Annotated in this window: 13 protein-coding genes and 1 tRNA gene; 6 read left to right on the top strand and 8 right to left on the bottom strand. The window is 60.2% G+C overall.

The window, feature by feature from the left end:
• Window positions 1-100: 100 nt before the first annotated feature.
• From nusA to ACOBR2_RS17415, 4 genes are all read left to right on the top strand, one after another.
• On the top strand, window positions 101-1,639 hold the full coding sequence (gene nusA / locus ACOBR2_RS17430) for a transcription termination factor NusA (protein WP_420237375.1): 1,539 nt from the start codon (window positions 101-103) through the stop codon (window positions 1,637-1,639).
• A 114-nt stretch (window positions 1,640-1,753) separates the two neighbouring features.
• Window positions 1,754-5,080, top strand: a complete 3,327-nt coding sequence (gene infB / locus ACOBR2_RS17425; protein ID WP_420237374.1) for a translation initiation factor IF-2 — start codon at window positions 1,754-1,756, stop codon at window positions 5,078-5,080.
• A 348-nt stretch (window positions 5,081-5,428) separates the two neighbouring features.
• Complete coding sequence (locus ACOBR2_RS17420; RefSeq protein ID WP_420237373.1) at window positions 5,429-7,402, top strand: DUF4914 family protein; 1,974 nt, start codon at window positions 5,429-5,431, stop codon at window positions 7,400-7,402.
• 165 nt (window positions 7,403-7,567) lie between these two features.
• The gene (locus tag ACOBR2_RS17415; protein ID WP_420237372.1) at window positions 7,568-8,599 is read left to right on the top strand and encodes an AI-2E family transporter; all 1,032 of its coding nucleotides are present in this window, start codon (window positions 7,568-7,570) and stop codon (window positions 8,597-8,599) included.
• Window positions 8,600-8,725: 126 nt separating this feature from the next.
• Here ACOBR2_RS17415 and gcvPB read toward each other — a convergent pair whose 3' ends face one another.
• From gcvPB to ACOBR2_RS17390, 5 genes are all read right to left on the bottom strand, one after another.
• Window positions 8,726-10,228 (bottom strand): aminomethyl-transferring glycine dehydrogenase subunit GcvPB, encoded by a 1,503-nt coding sequence (gene gcvPB / locus ACOBR2_RS17410; protein ID WP_420237371.1) that lies wholly within the window; start codon window positions 10,226-10,228, stop codon window positions 8,726-8,728.
• Window positions 10,229-11,575, bottom strand: coding sequence for an aminomethyl-transferring glycine dehydrogenase subunit GcvPA (gene gcvPA, locus ACOBR2_RS17405; protein ID WP_420237370.1), 1,347 nt, complete (start codon window positions 11,573-11,575; stop codon window positions 10,229-10,231). It abuts the gene before it with no gap.
• A gap of 168 nt (window positions 11,576-11,743) precedes the next feature.
• Entirely contained in the window at window positions 11,744-12,133 is a 390-nt protein-coding gene (gene gcvH, locus ACOBR2_RS17400; protein ID WP_420237369.1) for a glycine cleavage system protein GcvH, read from the bottom strand.
• A gap of 228 nt (window positions 12,134-12,361) precedes the next feature.
• On the bottom strand, window positions 12,362-13,723 hold the full coding sequence (locus ACOBR2_RS17395; RefSeq protein WP_420237368.1) for a M48 family metallopeptidase: 1,362 nt from the start codon (window positions 13,721-13,723) through the stop codon (window positions 12,362-12,364).
• Between the two features lie 162 nt (window positions 13,724-13,885).
• Entirely contained in the window at window positions 13,886-17,854 is a 3,969-nt protein-coding gene (locus ACOBR2_RS17390; protein ID WP_420237367.1) for a carboxypeptidase regulatory-like domain-containing protein, read from the bottom strand.
• Window positions 17,855-18,364: 510 nt separating this feature from the next.
• Between ACOBR2_RS17390 and obgE the strand changes: the two genes are divergently transcribed.
• Both obgE and fusA read left to right on the top strand, forming a co-directional pair.
• Window positions 18,365-19,381 (top strand): GTPase ObgE, encoded by a 1,017-nt coding sequence (gene obgE / locus ACOBR2_RS17385; protein ID WP_420237366.1) that lies wholly within the window; start codon window positions 18,365-18,367, stop codon window positions 19,379-19,381.
• A 505-nt stretch (window positions 19,382-19,886) separates the two neighbouring features.
• Window positions 19,887-22,004, top strand: coding sequence for an elongation factor G (gene fusA / locus ACOBR2_RS17380; RefSeq protein ID WP_420237365.1), 2,118 nt, complete (start codon window positions 19,887-19,889; stop codon window positions 22,002-22,004).
• Window positions 22,005-22,139: 135 nt separating this feature from the next.
• On the opposite strand, the gene ACOBR2_RS17375 is transcribed toward fusA, so the two are convergent.
• The 3 genes from ACOBR2_RS17375 to ACOBR2_RS17365 all read right to left on the bottom strand — a co-directional run bounded on the left by ACOBR2_RS17375 (window position 22,140) and on the right by ACOBR2_RS17365 (window position 23,770).
• Window positions 22,140-22,553, bottom strand: coding sequence for a GlcG/HbpS family heme-binding protein (locus ACOBR2_RS17375; RefSeq protein ID WP_420237364.1), 414 nt, complete (start codon window positions 22,551-22,553; stop codon window positions 22,140-22,142).
• 604 nt (window positions 22,554-23,157) lie between these two features.
• A complete protein-coding gene (locus ACOBR2_RS17370; RefSeq protein WP_420237363.1) occupies window positions 23,158-23,493 on the bottom strand; it encodes an integrase arm-type DNA-binding domain-containing protein in 336 nt (111 codons plus the stop codon).
• Window positions 23,494-23,680: 187 nt separating this feature from the next.
• Window positions 23,681-23,770 (bottom strand) — tRNA-Ser (locus ACOBR2_RS17365).
• Window positions 23,771-24,103: the final 333 nt, after the last annotated feature.

The following is a 24,103-nucleotide window of genomic DNA, read 5'->3' as shown; positions in this document are numbered from 1 at the left end:
CGCGGTCAGGGCGTGGGCTGAGACAGAGAACCCCGCCGTGCGAACGAATTTTCCGGCCGCCCAAGAGCAGGCCGAGCAAACAAAAGAGAGCTAACCCAGTATGTCCAGCGCTTTGTATCAGACCATCGAGCTCCTCAGCCAGGAAAAAGGCATTGACTCGGCCATTATTGTTGGCGCCGTCGAAGAAGCTATCGCCCTGGCTACACGCAAGTTCTATAAAACGCAGGAGAACATGCGCGGCGAGCTCAACCGGGAAACCGGTGAGATCACGGCCTATGTGTACAAGACCGTGGTAGCCGATGCCGACCAGATCGAGGACCCGATCAACCAGATCACGCTCGAAGAAGCCGAAGAGATGGCTCCGGGTGTGGAAGTGGGCAGCGAGATCCGCATCTACAAAGACACCACGCCGCTCGGCCGCATTGCCGCCCAGCTGGCCAAGCAGGTGATCTTCCAGAAGGTGCGTGAAGCCGAGCGCGACACGGTTTTCCAGGAATACGCCCACCGCGAGAAGGAAGTGCTGAACGCCACCGTCAAGCGGGTTGAGGGACAGGATGTTGTATTCGACATTGGCAAGGCCGAAGCCCGTTGCCCCAAGCGCGAGCAGTCGCGTCTGGAGCAGTTCACCGTGGGTGAGCGGGTGCGTGTGGTTCTGTTGCGGGTGGACCGCGCGGCCAAGGGCCCGCAGGTGATTGTCAGCCGTGCCGCTCCGGAGCTGGTGCAGAACCTCTTCCAGTCGGAAGTGCCCGAGATTTATGACAACACTGTGGCCATTCGGGCCATTGCCCGTGAAGCCGGCGAGCGCACCAAGATTGCCGTGCAGTCGCGCGACAAGGATGTGGATCCGGTGGGCGCATGCGTGGGCATGAAGGGCATGCGTGTGCAGTCGATCATCCGCGAGCTGCGCGGAGAAAAGATCGACATCATCGAGTTCTCGGAAGAGATTACGACCTTTGCCGAGAAGGCACTGCAGCCGGCCAAGGTCAGCCGGGTTTCGATCCTCGACCTCGGTGAAAAGCAGCTGGAAGTGATCGTGGACGACACGCAGCTTTCACTGGCCATTGGCAAGAAGGGCCAGAACGTCCGTCTGGCGGCCAAGCTGTTGGGCTGGAAGATCGACATCAAGAGCGAAGAAGAGAAGCGCCAGGAAGTCGAGCAGCAGATGCAGGCCCTCACGGGCGGCCCCAATACGCCGATTGAGCAGGTAACGGAGTTGGGCGAGACGATCATCCAGAAGCTGGTTGCCGCCGGTATCACCACGGTGGAATCGCTGGCCGATATGACGCCGGAGCAGCTGGAAGAGATTCCGGGCATTGGCGAAAAGACGCTTGAAAAGATTTCGGCTGCCGTACGCCACTACTTCGGACACTTCGAAGAGAGCGAAGACGATGTCAAGGCTGGCGAAGAAGGCGGCGCTCTGGAGATAGCGGACGCGGTGGTGGACAACGCCGAAGCCGAGGCCGAGAACGCTGCAGAAGTTCTGGAAGAAATTGAAGGCATCGCGGCTGAAAAGGCCGATGCCGTTCTTGACGCTTCTGAAGAAGAAGCCGTTGAGGATGCACCCGAAGCGGACGAAGCTCGGGCAGAGATGAAAGACGAAGCAGTGGAAGAGCAGTCGACCCCGGAGCAGGACGCTTAAGATGCGTCCTCTTTGTGGCCAAACCCTGGTTGAATGTAGTTTGAGCAGTATCCGGACCTTCGAGGAAACTATGGTTAGTTGAAGGTTCTGGACAGCATCATTGAAAAGAGGCGGATGAGTAAGGTTCGAATCAACGATCTTGCACGCGAACTGGAAGTCAAGAGCAAACAGGTTCTTGACGTTCTGGGGGAACTTGGCCTGGCAGTAGGCAAGACCCACTCCAGCTCGCTTGAAGCAGATGAAGTCGATAAGGTGCGCACGCACTTTCAGCAAGGCGGCAACCAGCATCATGGTGGCTCGTCGCGCCCCGGGCAGGCAGCGCCCAAGATCGACCTCTCGCACATCTCCAAGCCCGGAGACGTGTTGAAGGCCATTCTGGCCAAGAAGGAAGAAGAGTCCCGCCAGGGACAGCCCCATCCGCAGCCGAAGGCTACGGTGGTGGCCACGCCTCCGCCGGCAGTCACGGCGCGCCCCGCGGGAGTGGCAGCGCAGCCGCAGGCTCCGCGTAAGGTTGTAGTTCCGCAGCCGCGCACAGGACCGAATATCACACATCATCCGTCATCGACGCCGGCGATTGCCTCGCGTCCCCCTGCTGGTCCCGTAGTGGCCAAGCCCGCCGTTGTGGCAAGCGTACCGGCTCGTCCGGTCGTAGTGGTTGCCCCTGCCAAGCCTGTAGAAAAACCTGCCGTGGCGGTTGCCCCGGTCAGGGAAGAGCAGTCTCGTCCGGTTGAAAAGCCGGCAGTTGCCGCAGTTCCGCCGGTGGTCAAGCCTGCGGTTCCCGCTGCAACGGAAGAAAAGTCAGCCGTCGTGGTGGCGGAAAAGCCCATTGAGCAGGCAGTTCCCGTGGTTCCTACCGTTGCGGAAAATTCTGCGGCTGTGGTCGCTGAAAAAACTGCTGCTCCGGAGGAAAAACCCGTGGCTGCTGCGGTTGCAATTGAAGAAAAGCCCGCCGCCGTGGTGGCGGAAAAGCCTGCTGTTCCCGCGGCTCCTGCCGCTCCGGCAGCAGTCAGACCTGGGGAACGGCACATCTCTGGTGTGCAGTTTGCTCCGGTGCATTCGGCGTCGTCGCCGCTGATCCGGCCTGCTCCGGGAGCCCCGGCTCGTCGCGTAGTCATGCCGCAGACCGGCCCTCGTCCCGTTTACAAGGCGCCGCCGCCGCCGCCGGTTGTCAACACTCCGGGCAATCAGCCCACCGGCAACATGATTCAGCGTGGTCGTCCCATCTTTGACCGTCGGCCTTCGGGGCCGGGCGGATTCCAGCCGCGCCCCGGTGGCGCTCCTGGCCAGTTCCCGGGCGGTCCTCGTCCCAAGCATCCCACCCGTCCCGGATTCCCTGGGCAGGGTGGTCCCGGCGGTCCTGGTGGTCCTGGCGCTCGTCCCGGTTTCGGCGCTCGTCCTGGCTTTGGCGCTCGCCCCGGTGGTTTCGGTGGTCCTCGTCCTGGCGCCGGTGGCGCACCGCCTGCGGGCGAAGCACCGCGCCCGCAGCGCGCACCTTCGCGTGGCCGTGGCCGTGGTCAGAACCAGTACCCGAAGACCAAGGAAGGCCCGATGAAGGGCTTTGTGCCGCCGCCACGTTTTGGTGGAGCACACTTCAGCAACGAGCCGTTGCCCATCACCCGTGAAATCACGGTCACTGAAGGAATCAGCGTGAAGGATCTGGCCGAGAAGCTGGATATTCGCGCCAAGGATCTGATCGCCACCCTGCTGATGCGGGGCGTGATGGTCACCGTGAACCAGTCGCTTGACGCTGAGATGATCAAGGATCTGTCTGCCCGCTTTGGCGTGGGCACGGCCGTGATCAGCTACGAAGAAGAGCTGGAGAACGAGGCCATCGAAGAGGTGCTCGACGTCGACAACACCAATGTTGTTGAAGTGGCGCGTGCCCCTGTGGTCACTGTCATGGGTCACGTTGACCATGGTAAGACCAGCCTGCTCGATGCCATCCGCGAAACCGACGTTGCGTCGGGCGAAGCCGGCGGCATTACTCAGCACATCGGCGCATACAAGGTGAAGTTCACCAAGGAAGGTTCGCCGGCTTCGGGCCGCGAGATCGTCTTCCTGGATACGCCGGGTCACGAAGCCTTTACCCGCATGCGTGCCCGTGGCGCCAAGGTTACCGACATTGTTGTCATCGTTGTTGCTGCCGATGACGGCGTGATGCCGCAGACGCTCGAAGCCGTGGATCACGCCAAGGCGGCTGGTGTGCCGATCATTGTGGCAGTCAACAAGATCGACAAGCCTGAAGCCAATCCGGATCGGGTGAAGAAGCAGCTTGCCGATCGCGGCCTGATTCCCGAAGAGTGGGCAGGCGGCGGTGAGAGCGCGACAGTATTTGTCGAACTCTCGGCCAAGAAGCGCCTCAACCTTGATCTGCTGCTGGAAATGATCTGTCTGGTTAGCGACATCAAGGCTCCCAAGGCTACGCCGGGCCGCAAGGCCGTCGGTTCGGTCATTGAAGCCAAGCTGGATCGTGGCCGTGGCGCGGTTGCCTCGGTGCTCGTCCAGGACGGTACCCTGAAGCTGAACGACAGCTACATTGTGGGTAACACTTTCGGTAAGGTCCGCGCCATGTTCGACGATCGTGGTCGCGCCATTACCGAAGCCGGTCCTTCGACCCCGGTTGAAGTGCTCGGCCTCGAGTCGATTCCTGACTCGGGTGATACCTTCCTGGTGGTTGCGGATCGTGACAAGGCCAAGGGCATTGCCACCTATCGCAAGATGAAGGAGCGCGAAGCGCAGCTGGCCAAGAGCAGCCGCGTCTCGCTTGAGAACCTGGCCGAACAGATTCGTATGGCCGGCGTCAAGGATCTGGCTCTCATCATCAAGGGCGACGTTACCGGCTCGGTCGAAGTGCTGGCCGATTCGCTGACCAACATGTCCACCGAAAAGGTGCGCATCAAGGTAATTCGTTCCGGTGTGGGTTCCATTACCGAGAGCGACATCCTTCTGGCGACTGCTTCCAATGCCATCGTCATCGGCTTCAATGTGCGCCCCGAGCGCAAGGCCGCGGAACTGGCACAGCAGGAGAGCGTCGAAATTCGTCTGCACTCGATCATCTACGAGTTGCAGGACGAGATTCGCAAGGCGATGCTTGGCTTGCTTGAGCCGGTCTTCAAGGAGAACTTCCTTGGTCGCGCACAGGTGCTCAACGTCTTCCACATCCCGAAGATCGGCACCATTGCCGGTTGCAGCGTGAAGGAAGGCGTCATCCGCCGCGACTGCGAAGTCAAGGTGATGCGCGATGGCGTGGAAGTCTTCAAGGGCAAGGTTGTCAGCTTGAAGCGCTTCAAGGACGATGCCAAGGAAGTTACCAACGGCATGGAGTGCGGTATCGGCATCTCCGGCTTTGGCAACGAACTGAAGGAAGGCGACGTTTTCGAGGCCTTCACCACCGAGAAGCTGGCCGCCGATCTGGGCGCGCTGACCTCGGCCAAGGCATAACACTCAACCAGAACCAAGAAAAAAACTGCGGCTCGCAAGAGCCGCGGTTTTTCTTTTGGGGGAGGAAAAGTGCATGGAGCGGGCTGGAAGAGCAGAAAAGTCTATAAAAGGCGTTTTAATAGTAGTTTTCTGAATTGTTCTTCCTGAAAAAAGGAGTGAAGTTGAGGGCAACTCCGGGAATCGGCGACGAAATTGTCTAGAAACCTCTCATTTTCCCTCCTGTTGGGATCGGATACCACGCAGCGCCAAGTATCATAGGAGATGAGATCAAGAAATTGCGTCTTTCCTGGCTTCAACTTTGGAGCCGACGCATTTCTTCCCCAAACAAGACGAAAGCGAGAAGAGCTGATGGACGCCGTGAAGGTGAACGGGACATTTGTCGATTTTCAGACAAACTGGGCAGAGATGGAATTGCCCGAGTCGGTCAAAGAGGTTTTGAGCGCAGCACCGCTGGTGCAGACGCCAGAAACCCGCCAGCAGCTGATGGACTGGGCTCTGGGCCGAACTACCGGCGAAACCGACTGGACCCTGGGCAACCGTGAAGATCACGGCGTGTATGAGGCAGTCTTTCAGACTTCGAACAAGGGGCGCGTTACCGAGGCAGTGATTACCAAGGCCCGCAACGGTCTGGCCATCAACTTTCCCGATCCGGCCATGCGCCGCCGCGATCCCGATGCGATGGTGATCGGCGACGATCTGCCCACCGACAAGCCCACGTATCAGCAGCGCTTTGGCGAGAGCTTTGCCGCCACCCGTCAGGCTACGCTCGACTGGCTCAAGACCCAGGAACTGGTGGCCATGCCGTTTTATTGCGGCGCGGATGCGCTGGGCTACGGCGGTCTGTTGATTGTGCCCCGTCAGGCAGCGTTTTTTGCCGCGGCTCTGGCCGACTTGCAGGGCATGATTCCGCGCAGCCAGGTTCCCGAGGGCTTCCGCGTGAACGGCGGCGTGCTGTTTGTGGCTCCCCCGTTCCGTCACACCCACTTTGAAGGCCGTCAGGTGGTGGTGCACGACCGCAAGGAAACCCATCAGGAGGTTTTTGCCTACAACCTCTATCCGGGTCCTTCGGCCAAAAAGGGTGTTTACTCCATGCTGCTGGATCGCGGCGAGCGCGAGGGCTGGGTGACCAACCACTGCGCGGCCGTGGCCGTGGTGACGCCGTACGAAAACCAGATCGTGATTATGCACGAAGGTGCTTCGGGTGGCGGCAAGAGCGAGATGACCGAGCACATCCATCGCATGGATGATGGCCGTCTGCTGATTGGCACCAATGTGGTGACGCACGAGCAGCGTACGCTGAACCTGCCCGAATCCTGCCACCTGCTGCCCATCGCCGACGATATGGCCTGCGCCCACCCCAGCTTCCAGAAGGGCGGTCGACTGACCATTGCCGACGCCGAGGATGGCTGGTTTGTGCGCGTGGATCACATTCAGCACTACGGCACCGCGCCCAACATCGAGCGCCTGTGCATCGATCCGCCCGAGCCGCTTACCTTCCTGAATCACTACATTGTTCCGGGTGGCACCTGCCTGACCTGGGAGCATGTGGAAGACGCTCCGGGCAAACTTTGTCCGAATCCCCGCGTGATTCTGCCCCGCCGGGTACGGGATGATATTCTGCTGGGACCGCAGCGTGTGGATGTGCGCAGCTTTGGTGTGCGTTGTCCTCCCACGCACAAGGACAGCCAGTTGTACGGCATTCTGGCCATGATGCATGTGCTTAGCCCGGCATTGGCCTGGTTGTGGCGTTTGGTGGCTCCGCGTGGCCACGGCAACCCCAGCATCCAGACCCAGAAGACCAAGGAAATGCAGTCGGAGGGCGTAGGTTCTTACTGGGCCTTTGCCACTGGCCGCCGCGTCGATCAGGCCAACCTGCTGCTGAAGCAGATTCTGGAGACGCCCGACACGCGTCACGTGCTTATCCCGAACCAGCACATTGGTGCCTGGAAGGTGGGCTTCATGGCGGAGTGGATTGTGCGTGAGTATCTGGCCCGCCGTGGCAGCGCCAAGTTCGGCCGCGACCAGCTGGAAGAGGCTACCCTGCCGCTGCTCGGCTACATCCCGAGCCAGCTGCGTGTGGAAGGCTCGATGATTCCCCGCATCTTCCTCCGTGTGGAGGAACAGATTCAGGGCGGCGTCGAAGTCTACAACGAGGGCGCTCGCCAGTGGAAGGAGTTCTTCGCCAAGGAGCTGAAGCAGTTCCTGGTGCCGGACCTCGATCCGCTGGGCAAGCAGATCATCGAGGCCTGCCTGGATGGCGCGCATCAGGAGGATTACCGCCGCCTGATTCCGCACCCGCTCTTCCGCGAAGACAGCCTGTAAGGCGCGGCAATCCTGACACACAAGGGGGGCGTGGCTTCGGCCGCGCCCTTTTTTCCTGCACGAATCAGAAAAAGCGCAGACCCGGTATTCACTGCCGCGCGGCGCGCATTTGCACTTCGCGCGACTGGCCGTTACCCTCCCTACAGAGGTCCCCCGCAGATGTCCATGCCCGAGCAGACTCGTTCACTTCGCGGAGAGATCGTCTTCGCCTTTGCGCTGGCGCTGGCCTGCTATGTCGGCTGGTTGCTACGTTCCGTGCTGGTGCAGCTCTACGTCAGCGCATTGTTTGCTGTTGTTCTGACGCCGGTGGTGGGTGCCATTGGTCGCTTTTCCATCCGTGGCTGGCGTCCCTTCAAAAGCGGAGCCATCTTTTTACTGCTGGTGCTGTTGCTGGCCGCGGTGCTCGTCTTCATGGCGCTGGCGCTGCCGCCGGTGATCCGCGATCTGCAGGATTTTGCCGCCGCCGCGCCGGTTCGCGTGCCTGCGCTGCTTGACCGCCTTAAAGGACTACCCTACGCCAATCACATCGACGGAGCCGCGCTTAGCGTCAAGGTGCAGGACCTGGGCGGCAAAGCTGCCGGTCTGCTGGTGGCCTCGCTCACCGGCTGGGCGGGTGACCTGTTCGATCTGGCGATGAGCGTCATTCTGATCGTCTATTTTCTGCTGGAAGGCAATACGGCCTACCGGTGGTTCCTATCGCTTTGCCCGGCTCAGGGGCGCGCCCGCCTTGACCGCACGCTGCGGGTGGCCGAGGTGCGCATGGGCAAGTGGCTGGTGGGGCAGTTCAGTCTGATGGTGATTCTGGGCGTGGTCAGCACGCTGGTGTATGCTTCGCTCGGTCTGCGCTACGCCTATGCGCTGGGCGTTCTGACCGGTACTCTCAACATTATTCCGGTGCTGGGCGCAGCCATCTGCATCGTGCTTGCCATGCTGGTGGCTGCCATTGATAGCTGGGGACGCGTGCTTGGCATCGCCATTTTTTATCTTCTCTATCTGCAGTTGGAGAACTCGGTGCTGATTCCGCGCATCATGAAGAACACCGTCGGCCTGCCCGGCCTGGCGATTCTGGTCGCGTTGCTGATTGGTTCCAGTCTGGCGGGCGTGGTGGGCGCCATGGTTTCGGTGCCCACGGCAGTGCTGGTCTCCGTGCTCGTTGAGGAGTACCTCATTCACAGAGAGCCAGCACCTGCCGCTTAGAGCATTTTCGGAATACATGTAGACTTTTTAAGGGGCTTGCAAGGTGCCTTTTTCTTGAGGAAAAAGGCACCTTGCATCTTGCTTTCGGTCTACAGTAATTCCGAAAATTCTCTAAGCGGTTCTGTCCTACTTCGCTGCCGGTTTCCAGCGCAGAATGGGCTTGCGGGCAGCCTGCACTTCGTCCAGACGTGCAATGCGCGTGGAGTGGGGCGCATTCTTGATGAGTTCAGGATCCGTTTCCGTCTCCTGCGCGATGGCCCGCATGGCGTCGACAAACAGATTCAGCTCCTCAAGCGATTCGCTCTCGGTGGGCTCAATCATCAGCGCGCCGGACACGATCATCGGGAAGCTCACCGTGTAGGGGTGGAAGCCGTAGTCGATGAGGCGCTTGGCAATGTCGCCGGTGGAGATGCCGTGGGCCTTCTGCCGCTTGTCGCTGAAGACCACCTCGTGCATGGATGCCGTCTTGTAGGGCATCTCATAGAGGTCTTCGAGCTTGGCGCGCAGATAGTTGGCGTTCAGCACGGCGTCTTCGGTGGTCTGGCGCAGGCCGTCGGGTCCGTTGGCCAGAATGTAGGCGAGCGCGCGGATGCACACGCCAAAATTGCCGTAGAAGGCGCGTACCCGGCCCACGGACTGCGGACGGTTGTAGTTCCAGTGCTTCGCACCGTTCTCGTTTCGGACTAGGACAGGTGTCGGTAAAAAAGGCTCCAGAAATGCCTTGCAGGCCACCGGACCCGAGCCCGGACCGCCGCCGCCATGAGGCGTGCTGAAGGTCTTGTGCAGGTTCAGGTGCATCACGTCCACGCCGAAGTCGCCGGGCCGCGCCTTGCCGACCAGAGCGTTCATGTTGGCGCCATCCATGTAGAGCAGAGCACCCTTGGCGTGCAGAATCTCCGCGATCTTGGCGATCTGGCTTTCGAAGACGCCAATGGTCGAGGGATTGGTGATCATCAGCGCGGCGGTGTCTTCATCCACCTGCTTGGCCAGGGCCTCAAGGTCGATGCCGCCCTCGGGGTTGGACTTCAGGTTTTCGACCGCGTAGCCGCAGATGGCGGCCGTGGCCGGATTGGTGCCGTGCGCCGAGTCAGGGATGATGATCTTCTTGCGGGCGTTGCCCTTGGACTCATGCCAGGCGCGCACCAGCAGAATGCCGGTGAACTCACCATGCGCACCGGCGGCCGGCTGCAGGGTGATGGCGTCCATGCCGGTGATCTCGATGAGCGAACGCGAGAGCAGGTCAACGACTTCCAGCGCGCCCTGCGCCAAAGAGTCAGGACGGTAGGGGTGCGCTTCCGCGAGGCCCTCGGTACGAGCCACGAACTCGTTGACGCGCGGGTTGTACTTCATGGTGCAGGAACCCAGCGGATACATGCCCAGATCGATGGCGTAGTTCCAGGTGGAGAGCCGTGTGAAGTGGCGCAGAATCTCGATCTCGCTCAGCTCGGGGAGCTGTGCGCTTTCCGCGCGGTAGCTTTCGCCCAGCAGGGCCTTGGCGTCAACAGCGGGAACATCGAGCGCGGCCAGTTTGTAAGCCTTTTTGCCCGGCGCGGACTGCTCGAAGAGCAGCGCTTCGTTCTGCGTCTGGTGGGGACGAACCTTGCCAACTGCATTCAATTCATTCGCCATTTATGCAACCTCCTGCGCAGCCAGAACAGCCGCTGCCGCGTCGATCTGCACGCGGGTGTTGACTTCGGTTGCGCACCACAGGGTTGCGCCCTTCAGCTCGGGATACCAGCGGCCCAGGTCAATGCCGCCCACGATCTTGTTGTTGAGCAGGCGCTCGCTCCATGCTTCCGGAGCTTCGTCGGTCTGCAGCACGAATTCGTTGAAGCGGGGCGAACCACCAAAGAGCAGCTTGGCACCGGGCGCGGCGGCCAGGGCGTTGGCAGCGTAATGCGCCTTGGCCAGATTTTGCTCGGCCAGCTCCTTGATGCCTTCCTTGCCGTAGATGGCCAGGAAGATAGTGGCCATGAGCGCCACCAGAGCCTGATTGGAGCAGATGTTCGAGGTGGCCTTTTCGCGGCGGATGTGTTGCTCGCGGGTGGCCAGCGTGAGCACGAAGCCACGGTTGCCGTTCTTGTCGACGGTCTGACCAACCAAGCGGCCGGGGATCTGACGAACGTACTTTTCCTTGGCTGCAATTACGCCGCAGCCGGGTCCGCCGTAGCTGATGGCCACGCCGAAGGACTGTGCTTCCATGGAGACGATGTCGGCTTCCACCGGAGGCTTGACCACGCCGAGCGAAAGCGCTTCGGCAATGGAGACGACCAGCAGAGCGCCCTTGGCGTGTGCGATCTGGGCGATGGCCGGAATGTCTTCCACAACGCCGAAGAAGTTGGGGCTCTGCACCAGCACAGCGGCGGTTTCTTCGGTCACGCTGGCGGCCAGTGCGCTCAGGTCAATGCGGCCGGTGCTGGCGTCATAGCCAACCACGGCGGTGGGCAGTTCGCGGCAGCGCAGATAGGTGTCCACCACTTCGCGGTGCTCGGGATGCACGCTGGCAGCCACCACGGCCTTGTGCCGGCCGGTGACGCGCATGGCCATCAGCAGGGACTCGGCCGCGCCGGTCGAACCGTCGTACATGCTGGCGTTGGCCACGTCCATGCCGGTCAGCTCGGCAATCATGCTCTGGAACTCAAAGATGGCCTGCAGGGTTCCCTGGGTGATCTCGGCCTGATAGGGGGTGTAGCTGGTGAGGAACTCGCCGCGCTGCACGATGGTGTCGATCAGCACCGGACGGTAGTGGCGATAAGCGCCCGCGCCCAGAAAGCTGGCGTAGTCGGTGGCGTTCTTGGCGCCAGCGGCGCGGAAGAACTCAATGATCTCGCTTTCGGCCATGGCCTCGGGAAGGGCCAGATCGCCGGTGAGACGGTGCTCGGCGGGAATCACTTCAAAGAGCGCATCAATGGAGCTTGCGCCAATAGTGGCGAGCATCTGCTCGCGCTCAGAAGGGGATTTTGGCAGGTAACGCATGAGTGACTGGGTGCTCCTGGGGATCAGCTCCTAGCTTCTAGCCACTAGCTTTTAGCTCGAGAAGTTTCTCGACGATGTGTCCATGCGTTGCGAGCGGGGGCAGAACGCAATTCATCTGTGCGGACACGAAAAAGCTAGAAGCTAGAGGCTGGAAGCTGAAGGCTGTTTTTAGTGTCCGGTTTCTTCGGCGATGAAGGCTTCATAGGCGGCGGCGTCCAGCAGTTTTTCAAACTCGCTTGGGTCGCTCAGCTCAACCTTGATGATCCAGGCCTCGTGGGGCTTTTCGTTGATCTGGTCGGGGGTGTTCTTCAGCTCTTCATTGGTGGCAGTGACGGTGCCGCTGACCGGGCTGTACAGGTCGCTGACCGCCTTGACGCTCTCTACCGAGCCAAAGACGGCGTTGGCCGCAATCGGGTCGCCCACCTTGGGTACGTCAACGTAAACGATGTCGCCGAGCGAGCCCTGGGCATAGTCGGTAATGCCGACCACGCCGATGTTGCCTTCCAGATAGATCCACTCGTGTTCGCGGGTGTAACGATAATGCGCGGGATACGCCATGGGTATGCTCCTTGAGAAATGAAAGCAGACAGCAGTCTCTATTTTAGTCTGCAGCGGGGAAGGCAGCCGAGGAAAACCCCGGCCGAAAGGGTAGTTTCGTCACAGATGGGAAGAGGGCGCAAGCGGTACGGTTTGGGCTGTTTCCCGGCTAATTCTGAAAACGGCAGGGACCAAGGCCGCAGGCGTGACCGAAGAAGCTTATTGCCGTTGGAGGGAGCAGGGACTGCTTTATTGGGCGAAGAACCGGCCGTGGCCGCCGGCGGCCCAGGGATTGTACTGGGCGGCAAAGCCGGAGCGGTGCTGCACGCTGGGGTGGTTGAACTCCCAGAACTCGACCAGAGGGTTGGGCGCGGGGTCTTCCAGCCAGGCCTCGCCCAGGTGATTGAAGGCGCTGACGGCGGTCTTTTGCGGGTCAGCTACCAGACCGTGGATTGCCTCCTGCCCGTAGACGTCGGCCTCGTGTTCAAAGTGGCGGCTGAGGGCGTTGGAGGCGGGTTGCAGAATCAGGCTGAGCAGAGAAACCGTCAGAAGAACTAGCAAAAATCCCTGTCGTGTGGCCAGCGGAGCGAGGGACGGGTCGGCGCTGGTCAGCTTCCAGGAAGTGGCTTTGCGCTTGGCCAGACTTCCGGCAAAGCGGGAACCGGCAAAGAGCAGCGCCAGCAGGCCGAAAGAGGAGAACGCGATCTCTTTGGGAATGTGGTTGAGCATGTAGTGGCCGCTTTCGTGGCCGAAGATGAAGAGAATCTCGTCGTCGGGCAGGCGGTCGGTGGCTGTGTCCCACATGACGTAACGCTTGCTGGAGCCAATGCCGGTGACGTAGGCGTTCAGGCCGTTCGATTTGTCGCTGGCCTTCATCAGGAACATGCGCTCCGGCGGAATGCGGTTGCCGGTGCGGGCCACCACGGTTTCCAGCTTGGCGACCAGCGCGGCGTGATGCTGCTCAAGCGGCTCAAATTTGTTGAAGAGCGGATCGATGACCAGGGGTGTAGCGAAGATGGCCAGCAGCGTCAGCGGCATGGCCACGGCCCAGATGCCGAGCCACCAGAGGCGCGGAGATACTCGGACCAGCCAGTGAAAGAGCAGCATCAGCAAGGGGCCGACAAGAATGCCGATGCCGAGCGCTTTGCCCTGATCGCCGAACCAACTGGCCCAGCCCTGTATGCTGATGCCGTAATGCAGACTGGCGGTGTGGCCAAGCAGCTCCAGCGGCAGGCTGGCCAGCGTGGAAAGCAGTAGGTAGACGGCAAAAAAGGCTAACCCCTGCAGCCAGCGGCGGGCAATGCGCTCTTCCAGCCATCCGGCAATGCGCGCGGCCCATCCCGTGGCCAGCAGCAGAGCCACAAAACCGATGCTCCAGAGAGAATCCACCAGGTCGAGCGCGGTGTGAATGTGGCCGAGGGCCACGGCCTTGGCCAGCTTGTCTGGCGGAAGATTGTAGGTTTGCGCGGGAGTAGGTGGTTGCGGGCTGGCTGTGTCTTGCGTGGGCGCGATTGGAGTGGGGTTGTTGGCCAGTGCGGCGTGCGGCAAAACCAGCAGCAGAAAGAGCGGAAAAACGAGCCAGCGCAGTTGTAGCTTCAACAGAGCCCCCATGGCGGAATTGGATTCGAATCAATCTGGAATAGAAATGATGATAGACGCAGGAAGCTGACTGCGAGAAAACTTGTTCGAGTTCAGGCAATTGATCGCGTCGATTGAATTTTGCAAATGGATTTGCAGGGGATGGACGTCTTCCACCCATGGAGATTCATCCGTCTAGAAGCGAAAGCGTAGGCCGAAGTCGATCTGGCGTGGCTGGAAGAAGTTGGTGGCGTTCACGTTGAGGGGCTGGCCGAAGGCGGTGGAGTTGGTCTTGGCACCATTCATGAAGGTCAGCGTGGGCAGGCCGCCTGCAGTATCGCTCGACTCAATCGTGTAGCCGGTCGTCTCCAGCTCCGTCACGTTCTGGTGGTTGAAGAGATTGAAGGAGTCGGCCAGCAGCTCCAACTCGCGTTCATGGCGCAGTGGAATGCGCTTGCTCAGGCGCAAGTCCAGCTTCCATGTGTCGGGATAGCGGTAGGTATTGCGGCCCAGGTTGTAAAACTTGCCGTCGCTGCCAGTGCCGTAGATGCGATTGTCGCCGCCCAGTCCGTTCAAACCGGGGCCCAGGCCGACGATGGCCGCGTCGGTACTGCTGTATTTTTTGGGGATGGAGCCGCCGGTGCGCATGGTGTAGGGCTGGCCGCTGCGGTACTGGCCCACGCCTGCGATTCGCCAGCCATTGGCGATGCGGCCAGCACGGCCTGCCAGCTTCCACGGTGGCTCAAAGAGCAGCAGAACAGCGGCGGAGTGGCGTGTATCCAGATTGCCGGTGCCGTACTCCCAGTGGAAGTTGGTGGGGTCCATCATGCTGCCGCCCAGCAGGTTGGTGCTCTCGTTGGGGTTCCAGTCCATGGCGTGGGAGTAGGTGTAGTGGGTGTGCAACGTGAGCCCATGGGCGCTCACCCGGGTTAGTTGCAGGGTAGCCGCCTCGTAGGTGGAGTTGGCGCGGCTCTCCACCTCCACCACCTGCTGATAGTCCGTGTTGGCCCGGCCCGCTGTACCGGTGCTGGAGGTGGACGAGGGCCAGGTGGCGTAAAAGGGCACGGTCAGTCTCTGCGCGTTGCCGATTTTGATGGGCCCCAGCGCCGACGCATCGCTGAGGGCATAGGTAATGGAGCCGGGATTCACCGTAGAGTCGATGTTGGTGTCCACCGTGACCGGTAGTCTGCGGCCAAGGCTGACCATGGTGCCAACCGAGGCGGTGAATTTGGCCGGTAGCCGCTGCTCCACAGCCACTTCGGCCTGATGCACCTCGGGATTTTTGAAGTTGGGCGCAAACTCCAGGGCAGCCGGTTTCACATAGGTTGCGGGTGGGCCAGAGAGCACATATGGAAAGGGTGGAGCGCCGCCCTCGTACAGGTTGTCGGTGGGCCGGAAGAAGTAGCGCAGGTCAGCGTTGGTGGAGCCCGTCTGGGTAAGCACGGACTCTGCCACCGAGTTGCTGATGCGCCCGTAGTAGATGCCGTAGCCTAGCCGCAGCACCGGTCCATAGCTGCCGCGCTTGCCCAGCGCCAGACTGAAGCGCGGAGCCCAGTTGCTGCCCAGGTTGGGCGTCTGCTGGGTCAGTGGCAGCTCGGGATTGTTCACGATTCTGATCGGTGCCGGAAGCTGCTCATGTTCCCAGCGCATTCCTGCCGAAAGCGTCAGGAATTTGACCGGCTGCCATTGCGCTGTGCCATAGGCCGCCCACTGATTGGTGCTCACATGGCGTTTGGCTGGGCCCATTGTCTGCGAGTAGTAGGAGTAGCAGGGTAATGATCCAATGCCTTCAAGCCCGCCGCTGGAGTTGTACCAGGCCTTGGCGCGCGCGTCACAGTTGTGCGGGTCCGAGGCGTTCAATTCGCCGGTGTAGCCGTAGTCCTGGAAGGCCAGAGCATCGGTGATGAAGTTGGCCACATTCGCGTAGTGGTAGGTTCCGGTCTGGTTGCGCAGCATCGTGATTTCGTCAAAGTCGTGATCGTAGCTGACGCCGGAGCGCACCAGTAGCTGGCCGTGGGTCCAGTCCAGCGACTGTTCCAGATGCGTCACCAACTCGTCGGGGAAGTCGCCCTGGCCGAAGCGGGAAGGATTGCCGATGGTGAAGCCGTAGCTGGAGTCCACGGTGATCTGCGGCAGTTGGCCCCAGTCGTTGACGTTCAGTGTCTGCTCGTAGGCGGAAGGCGTCTCTGGCAGGGCGCGCAGCTCGGTATGGCCGAAGGAGAGTTGGCTGGCGGTCAGCAGGTTGGCGGTAATGTAGCGCTGCCACCGCCCCAGCAGCCACTGTTCCAGCGACTGGCTGTGGCCGTAGCTGTGGGTGCCGTAAGTCTCGCTGGTCTGCGTCATGCCTCCACCGGGCGAGTCGAAGTAGGCGGCGGTGGCCTCAACGTTCATTTGCTGCCGCTCGTTGATCTGCCAGTCCACGCGGCCAAAGCCCACCCACTGGCTGGCCGTGCGCGGGGCTTCGCCGGTCAGTCCGGCCAGAGTTTCCATCACCGACGAGTAGCATATGTACACATTGCTGCATTTGGAGCCGATCTGCCCGCTCAGCAGCTCTAGCCGGGGCGTGGTGGGCGCGGCAAAGAAGAGGTCAGGGTGCTTGACGCCGGAGACACCGGGATCGTTCTTATAGTTGCTGTCGAGGGCTGCGAACCAGAAGAGATTTTTGCGGAAGAGCTGGCTGCCGAGGCCCAATCCCACCGTCAGTTCATGGCTGGGCGGGGTGTAGGGCACGGTTCCGAAGGTGGCAACGCTGGTGGTGGTGGCTGCAGCCGTCTCCTGAATCAGGGTGGTGAAAGGGTTTCGCGCTCCCCACAAATTCTGCCGGTCATAGACGAAGCCCTGCCCATGCAGATTTTTGGTGCCGCTCTCGGTAGTAATGGCGATGCGGCCACCCGCGCCCCGGCTGGCGCTGCGTGCCACATTGATGGCGGTGGTGTTCAGGGTGCGGATGGCCACTTCACTTACCGCCAGTCCGCGCCCATTGGCCCAGGGCTGACCCATCGAATCCGGCCCGGTGTTTTGTCCCGAGCTGCTGGCGGTACGCTGCCCCACGCCGCCAAAGGCCAGTTGCGTATTCATGCCGTCGAGGGTGGTTTCGGCTGCATCGTAGCCGGGACCGGCCAGCGAGGTGCGCTCCGCACCCGGAGCCGAGGCGGCATGCGGTGTGTCCAGCGCAAAATCCTCCCAGTGGCGGCCGCTGGCGGGCAGGGAACGCACCTCTTCGCCGGTCAGCCCGGTAGCGTTTGGCTCTGCGTTGGGTTCTGCCGGTTCTGGGGGCGGCACACTCTTTTCCGCAATTTCTTCCCAGGGCGTGCGTTCCGCTTCTTGTTCTGTCCCCTGTTTTGTCATGGTAGCTGTGTTTTCTGTCGTTTGCGGTGCAGGCGCGGCTGCGGGAGAGGAAGCTGCGGTTTTTTCCCAGCCCTGCCCATGGGCGGCCGCAATCGCCGCAGCCAGATCCGGCTGCTCGATTTCGCCCCGGCCGGCAAAGCTCATCGGCGGAGCGCCCGGCGGCAAAACCAGATGCTGCGTGGCCCAGTCGGGCGGGGCCTGAGTTGGCGGGGCTTGAGCAGATGCGGCTGGACTGAGTGCGGCTGAACTTGACGCGGCCTGCGCCGGAAGCGTGCGCGGCGCGACCTGCTGTGCCGCCTGCGGCGGAACGGCGTGGGGCGCTGCACTGGCTGCAGAAGTTGAGGAAGGAAGCGCGGAAACTGCGGCGACGGTCTTTTCCTTGCCCGGCGGGGGAATTGCCTGTGCTGGCAGTGGATGCGGCGCATTCTGCGGTTCTACGACCGCCAGCAGACGCGGTTGTCCTTCTGGGTTTTGCGGTGCAAAGGCCATGGCTGCTTGCATATGCGCCTCATGACCGGGTTGCACCAGAATGTCGTTCAGCTCGCCATGGCCAAGCTCAGGCTGGTCGGCCGTGAGTGTGTACAGACCGGCGGGAAGGTTCTGGAAGCTGTAGGAACCGTTTTTGGCCGTGACGGTGCGAGCCTCAAAGGTACTCTGCTGCAGATGGGCCACAATCGTCAGGCCGGAGAGCGGCGCGGAACTCAGGCTGGTCAGCCGCCCACTAAGTGAGCCGGTAGTTTGCCCGAGCGCAGCCATACACACGCCCGCCCACAGCACGGCGACAGCCAGCGGTCCGATGCGCTTCAGCTCTGCCATCGAGCAACCTTCCGGCAGATCGTAGGGAAGTCCTTCAGCGCCAGCCGGATCCTTGTAAGGGCGTGCTTTTCCGGCCTTTTTGTCCTGTGACCAGCTCCGCTCCAAGGCGGATTTTTCCCCAGTCGTACTCAGGAACACGGGGAGTCAATTTGCTGCGATTCTAAGCTGCTTTTTAGGCGCTGCAAAGTCTTCTTTTAGAAACTTCTTATGGAAGTGCGGGGTAGTGCCAGAGCTTTTAGCCGTTAGCGGGTTAGCAAGTCAGCTGTCAGCAAGTCGGCGGGTCAGCTTTTATCTCATTTTGCACTAAAGCGAGTGCAAATAGTTCTCCCTGTAGTGCGTTGGGTCCGGGTGCTTGGTTCCAGCATGGACAGGCTGAAAGCTGAGAGCGGACGTCTGAAAGCTGTTTTTCCCCCGCTGCGATTCAGACTCCGGTACACTGAAGAAGCGGCCTTTTTCAACAATCGCCGCCTGTGCGCCCCAGGGCGCGCATCTTTTTTTGTTTGGAAGCTTATGTTCATCGATCAGGTAAAGATTCACGTCAAGGCTGGCGATGGCGGCAATGGCTGCATGGCCTTCCGTCGTGAAAAGTTCGTGGCCCGTGGCGGCCCTTCGGGTGGGGATGGTGGCCATGGCGGCGACGTAATCATGGTCTCCAGCCAGCGTCACAATACGCTCATCCACTTCCGCTACAACCCCGAGCACAAGGCCAAGCGCGGCGAGCACGGACTGGGCTCCAACTGCACCGGTCAGGATGGTTACTCCATCACGCTCAAGGTGCCGGTGGGCACGGCTGTCTATAACTTTGAGACCGGCGAGTTGCTGCACGACTTCAGCGAGCCCGACGATACCTTCGTGGTGGCCAAGGGCGGACGCGGCGGACGTGGCAACCAGCATTTTGCCACCCCCGTTCATCAGGCTCCGCGGGAGCATGAGATGGGGCGGACCGGGGATGAGTTCTTCCTGCGTTTGGAGCTCAAGCTGCTGGCCGATGTCGGCCTGGTGGGCTACCCCAATGCTGGCAAGTCCACGCTGATTTCGCGCATTTCCGCGGCCAAGCCCAAGATTGCCGATTATCCCTTCACGACGCTTGAGCCAAACCTTGGCGTGGTCACGGTGGGTGAAGAGCCGGATCTGCTTTCCTACGTGGTGGCCGACGTTCCCGGTTTGATTGAGGGCGCGCATCTGGGCCAGGGCCTGGGTACGCAGTTCCTGCGTCACATTGAGCGCACCCGCGTGTTGCTGCATTTGGTGGATGTGAGCGACGCCTCGGGCCGTCCCGATGCCGTGGAAGACTTCAAGGTGATCAACAAGGAGCTGGAGAGCTTTGGCAACGGTCTGGTTGAAAAACCGATGATCGTGGCTGCCACCAAGATCGACTCCGCCAACCCCGAAAAGCTCAAGAAGCTCCGGGCGCATGCCAAGCGCCGCAAGCTGGAGTTCCACGAGATTTCCGCCGTCACCGGCGAAGGCGTGGCCGAGCTGAAGTGGGCGATGGCTCGTCGTCTCTTCGACATTGAAGCCAAGTAACTCCCGTAGCATTGGCTGTGAAATGAAACGAGGGCGCTTTGAGCGCCCTCGTTTTTTTGTTGCGGCGAAAGACGGCTTTCAAGGCAAAGTTGTCAGCCCTCGGCTTTATTTTGCGGAAATTTTCTTCTGCAACTCAGCCAAACAAAATTCGACCCTTCCGGTTGAGCACAACTGCTGAATCTTCCCTACAAACAGGCTAATAGCTGATGGCCGAAAGCTGCTTTTCGCTCCCTGTGTTTTTTGTCACAAGACTGTAATAGTTCGCCTGTGATAGCATCCGGGTTTCATTCGCAGGTCTCTGGCGAGCGGTTTTCAAGCCTGCCGCTGGGGGCTGGTCCTGAGAGTTGATCGATGGACGAAGCAGAGGCCAGACCGGGCGCTTCCGCCCGCCAATCCGGCACACAGGCAGCCCTTTCGGGCGATTCCGCGTCCTCCCTGTCCATTCCAGTTTGTCCCTCCCCCGGGCTCATTCTGCAGTACCCCCGCACACACAAGGAGAAACCCTATGAAAATCTATCAGGGAAGTGAGATCCGCAACGTAGCTGTAATGGGGCATGCACATAGTGGCAAAACCACGCTCATTGCCGCTTTGCTGCATGCCGCCAAGATGACTCCCACGCAGGGGCGCGTTGCAGATGGTTCGGCCGTGACCGCCTACGACGAGGAAGAGGTTGCCCGTGGCGTAACCATGCAGAATGCCGTGGCCTTTGCCGAGTGGCAGGGCGTCAAAATCAATTTTGTGGATACGCCGGGTTTTCACATGTTTACCCACGAAGCCCGCGCCGCGCTGCTGCCGGTGGAATCCGCCGTGGTGGTGGTGAATGCTCTGACCGGCGTTGAACCGGTGACCGAGCGCGTGTGGAAGTTTGCCGAAGAGGCTGCTGTGCCGCGTATCGTGCTGGTCAACCAGATGGACCATCCCAAGGCGGGTGGTGGCGGCGGACTGAGCGCCCTGCTCGACGATCTGGCTGAGCGCTGGGGCCGTGCTTGCGTGCCTGTGCAGCTGCCCATCGTTGACGCCAACGGCTTCCGTGGCGTGGTGGATCTGGTGACCATGCAGAGCTTTACCTATGCGCCCAACGGCGACGGCCGCGGCAAGGCGAGCGCCGAAATTCCCGCCTCGCTGGCCGCCGACGCCAAGGCCCGACATGAGGCATTGATCGAGCTGGTGGCCGAGGGCAAAGACGAGTTGATGGAAGAGTTCTTTGAGAAGGGAACCATCCCCTTGGAACATCTGGTGGCCGCGCTCCACGAGGCCATTCGTGAAGACCGCATCTTTCCTGTGCTCTTTGGCGCGGGCCTGACCAACATTGCGCTCGACCATCTGCTGGACTTTTTGAAGGCTTACGCTCCCGCGCCCACTGAGCGCACGCCTTTCAACGTGACGACTGCCGTGGCTGGACAGGAAGCTACGGAAACCACGCGCGAGGTCAGCGATGCACAGCCCGTCGCGCTCACCGTTTTCAAAACCATGTCGGACCCTTTTGCCGGACGCATCAGCTTCTTCAAGGTGATGAGCGGCGTGCTCAAGAATGACGCTACGTTGGAAAATTACACCCGTCGCGGGCAGGAGCGTTTTGCGCACCTTTCCGTGATGCAGGGGCGCAAGGCCGTGGAAGTTCCTGAGCTGCATGCGGGCGACCTGGGCGCGGTGGCCAAGCTGCGGGAAACCCTTACCGGCAATACGCTGGGCGCAAAGGGTGGCGAGATTCAGCTGGAACTGCTGCAGCTGCCCGAGGCGGCCATGACGTACGCCATTGAGCCCAAGACCCGTGCCGACGAAGACAAGCTGGCTCCGGCCATCCACAAGCTGATGGAAGAGGATCTGCTGGTGCGCTTCTTCCGCGATCCGCAGACCAACGAGTTTTTGATTGCGGGCGCAGGCCAGCCGCACATTGAGGCGATCGTCAGCCGCCTGAAGAAGCGCTATCACGTTGAGGTTACGTTGAAGGCGCCCAAGGTGCCCTACCGCGAAACCATCCGCGCCAAGGCCGAGGCGCAGGGGCGGCACAAAAAGCAGTCCGGTGGCCATGGCCAGTTTGGCGACTGCAAGATCCGCATGGAACCTCTGCCGCGCGGCACCGGCTTCCAGTTTGCCAGCGAGATTTTTGGCGGATCGATTCCCCGGCAGTTCGTTCCCGCTATTGAAAAGGGCGTGGTGGAGAGCGCAGCGCGTGGCTACCTGGCTGGCTACCCGGTGGTGGACTTCAAGGTGGTGGTTTACGACGGCAGTTACCACGACGTTGATTCCAACGAAATGAGCTTCAAGACCGCTGGGCGTCTGGCTTTCAAAAAAGCCATGGAGCTATGCAAGCCCTGTCTGCTGGAGCCCATTATGAAGGTGGTTGTTGAGGCTCCCGAAGAGTTTGCCGGAGCGCTGATGGGCGACTTGAACGGTCGCCGTGGTCGCGTGGGTGGCATGGAGAGCAAGGGCAAAACTACCGTGATCAACGCCCAGGTTCCCATGGCCGAAATGCTGGCCTATGGCACCAATCTAACTGCGCTCACACAGGGCAAAGGCAGTTACCACATGGAAATGGACCACTACGACGTGGTGCCACAGGCCGCCGCAGACAAGATTCTGGCCGGCGCCAAACGCCCCGTCGACGAAGACGAGGAATAAACCAATCTGTAGCGTGGTTTGTGCTGCATTGCGGGGTGGAGAAATCCACCCCGCAATGCATTTCAGCAGAAGATTTTCCAGAGAGGTTTTCTGGCAGGTGTGGCCAGAACGGCTTTGCCGGGGATATGGACTGAGTTATTGAAGTTGCGATGAGGATGAGAATGCTGTCGCTGCTGCTTTGGCGATGGCTACGTCATTTTCTTTGTTCAAGCCAGCGACGCCCACGGCACCCACGACTTCCTGGCCAGAGATCAAGGGGACTCCGCCGCGAAGCGTGAGCAGCCCGGCAGTTACCAGAGCGGTGCGTCCGTTGTTGACGTTGTTTTCGGTCTCTTCGCTGGGTCGTTGCAGCAGGGCAGAGGTGCGTGCCTTGCCAATGGCAAGCTCAGGGCTGCCGTCGCGGACTCCGTCCATCTTAAGAAAGGCAATCAGCGTTCCGCTGCGATCAACGACCGCAATCGCGCACGGGGCATGAAGCTTTCCGGCTTCTTCTTCGGCCGCCTGGAGAACACGCTTTGCACCAGCCTCGCTGATAACTTGGACGGTCAACGTTGAATCGTTTGCCTGAACGGGAATACCGCAAGAAAACAGCAAGGCAAGACAGAGAGCATAGATAACTTTTTTTGCGTCGGACATCTTCAACAGACCTCTCCAAACAGCTCGATTCTATACTTGCCGGTCCATACTTTCCGGTGACGCTGCCCTCGACGGCCAGCGGTATCTCTGTTTCCTGCCTCAATCTGCCCGCGAATGCCACGTGCAGTTATTCGTCGAGCACGGGTGCAATTGCGATCTCCACCTCCTCAAATACCCCTGCAGGAACCTACCAAATCACGGTAGTATTTACCGAGAGCGTTTCAGAAACAGCGGGAATTTTACTGCCGTTTCTTCTTTTACCGCTTTTCTTGATGCGGAGAAAATTGGCGGCTTACGGAACCTGGCCGGCGTTCTTACTCGGCGTGATTCTATTATCCAGTGCAGCCTTTACTGTTGGCTGCGCAGGAAGCGCCTCGTCGAGTTCCTCGAGCGCGCAGACGCAGCAAGTCAAGCACTCAGGCACAGTTAGTCTAACGGTCAAGTAAGGTCGTGTAAGCGTAGCTCTATAAATGCTTTTATGTAAGCATGGAAAAATTCCATGCTTACATAAGTTCGTCTATGCAATACGTCCAGAAATAGTCACAACCACTCCGCGTTGCTGTGTGTGCTCAAGATAGTCTGCCCAGCCCTGCATCATTTTGGTGCGGGGCTGCAGGCAACGGGCGTGAATGTAGGCTGCACTGACGGCGTGGCGCTCTCTGGCCTGCGCCAAAGACACATCCGGGTACTTGCCCAGCGCCATCAGCTTCTCTTTGCCGTCAAAGCGGTACTTCCAACGCCAAAGTTTTCCACCGGACGGTACAATCTGCAGGTACAGGCCGCCGCCATCGCTCATGCGGTATGGTTTGTCACTCTGTTTGGCTTTACGGATCTGGGTGTCGGTCAGCGCCATATTTTTGCCTCGTACGCAGGGGGGGCACAAAAATACCCCCAGGTGAAAGGCTTCGTACCCCCAGGAATCCCCCCAGAACGCTTGGCTTTCATGGTATCGCCGAGGAAGGGATGAAATAATATCTTATTCATTTTTAAGTAGTTTTTGTTTTTTGGGGAACTTCTGGAGACGCTCTGGGAAGAGGTCTTGGCGGAGGGAGAGGGATTCGAACCCCCGGAGCCCTTTCGGGCTCAACGGTTTTCAAGACCGCCGGTTTCAACCGCTCACCCATCCCTCCGCGGGGTGGGAACACTTTTGATTGTAAGGCCGAATGGCGGTTTTTCCCAATCGTTGAATGCAGGAAAGCTTTCTGCCCTGCTCCTCATATAGACGACTTGTGTGAATACGGTTCAGTTCGCTGTTTCTGTGTAAAGATGCACGGGGAAAAGCGGCTATTTTTTTACAGTGAGATTTTTTGGTGCCGTTATGCGGTATATGGCGGGGGTAGAGAAACGCCATCGCGTTGCAAGGAAAAGAGATTTATCGTAGGTGACTTAAAACACATCCCCAGATAAGAATTTCTCTTTAAAATAGGTTAGTTTGCCTCCGGGGCGGATTGTCTCGCATTGAA

This window comes from Telmatobacter bradus (assembly GCF_048629425.1).
Classification (GTDB): domain Bacteria; phylum Acidobacteriota; class Terriglobia; order Terriglobales; family Acidobacteriaceae; genus Telmatobacter; species Telmatobacter bradus.
The sequence above is the reverse complement of the archived record's forward strand: the minus strand, read 5'-3'. Positions and strand labels throughout refer to the sequence as shown.

Excerpts from the sequence above, each read along its gene's own strand:
- gcvH (WP_420237369.1), bottom strand. The coding sequence starts at position 12,133 with ATGGCGTATCCCGCGCATTATCGTTACACCCGCGAACACGAGTGGATC.
- gcvPB (WP_420237371.1), bottom strand. The coding sequence starts at position 10,228 with ATGGCGAATGAATTGAATGCAGTTGGCAAGGTTCGTCCCCACCAGACG.
- ACOBR2_RS17420 (WP_420237373.1), top strand. The coding sequence starts at position 5,429 with ATGGACGCCGTGAAGGTGAACGGGACATTTGTCGATTTTCAGACAAAC.
- fusA (WP_420237365.1), top strand. The coding sequence starts at position 19,887 with ATGAAAATCTATCAGGGAAGTGAGATCCGCAACGTAGCTGTAATGGGG.
- ACOBR2_RS17415 (WP_420237372.1), top strand. The coding sequence starts at position 7,568 with ATGCCCGAGCAGACTCGTTCACTTCGCGGAGAGATCGTCTTCGCCTTT.
- obgE (WP_420237366.1), top strand. The coding sequence starts at position 18,365 with ATGTTCATCGATCAGGTAAAGATTCACGTCAAGGCTGGCGATGGCGGC.
- nusA (WP_420237375.1), top strand. The coding sequence starts at position 101 with ATGTCCAGCGCTTTGTATCAGACCATCGAGCTCCTCAGCCAGGAAAAA.
- ACOBR2_RS17390 (WP_420237367.1), bottom strand. The coding sequence starts at position 17,854 with ATGGCAGAGCTGAAGCGCATCGGACCGCTGGCTGTCGCCGTGCTGTGG.
- ACOBR2_RS17370 (WP_420237363.1), bottom strand. The coding sequence starts at position 23,493 with ATGGCGCTGACCGACACCCAGATCCGTAAAGCCAAACAGAGTGACAAA.
- gcvPA (WP_420237370.1), bottom strand. The coding sequence starts at position 11,575 with ATGCGTTACCTGCCAAAATCCCCTTCTGAGCGCGAGCAGATGCTCGCC.
- ACOBR2_RS17395 (WP_420237368.1), bottom strand. The coding sequence starts at position 13,723 with ATGGGGGCTCTGTTGAAGCTACAACTGCGCTGGCTCGTTTTTCCGCTC.
- infB (WP_420237374.1), top strand. The coding sequence starts at position 1,754 with ATGAGTAAGGTTCGAATCAACGATCTTGCACGCGAACTGGAAGTCAAG.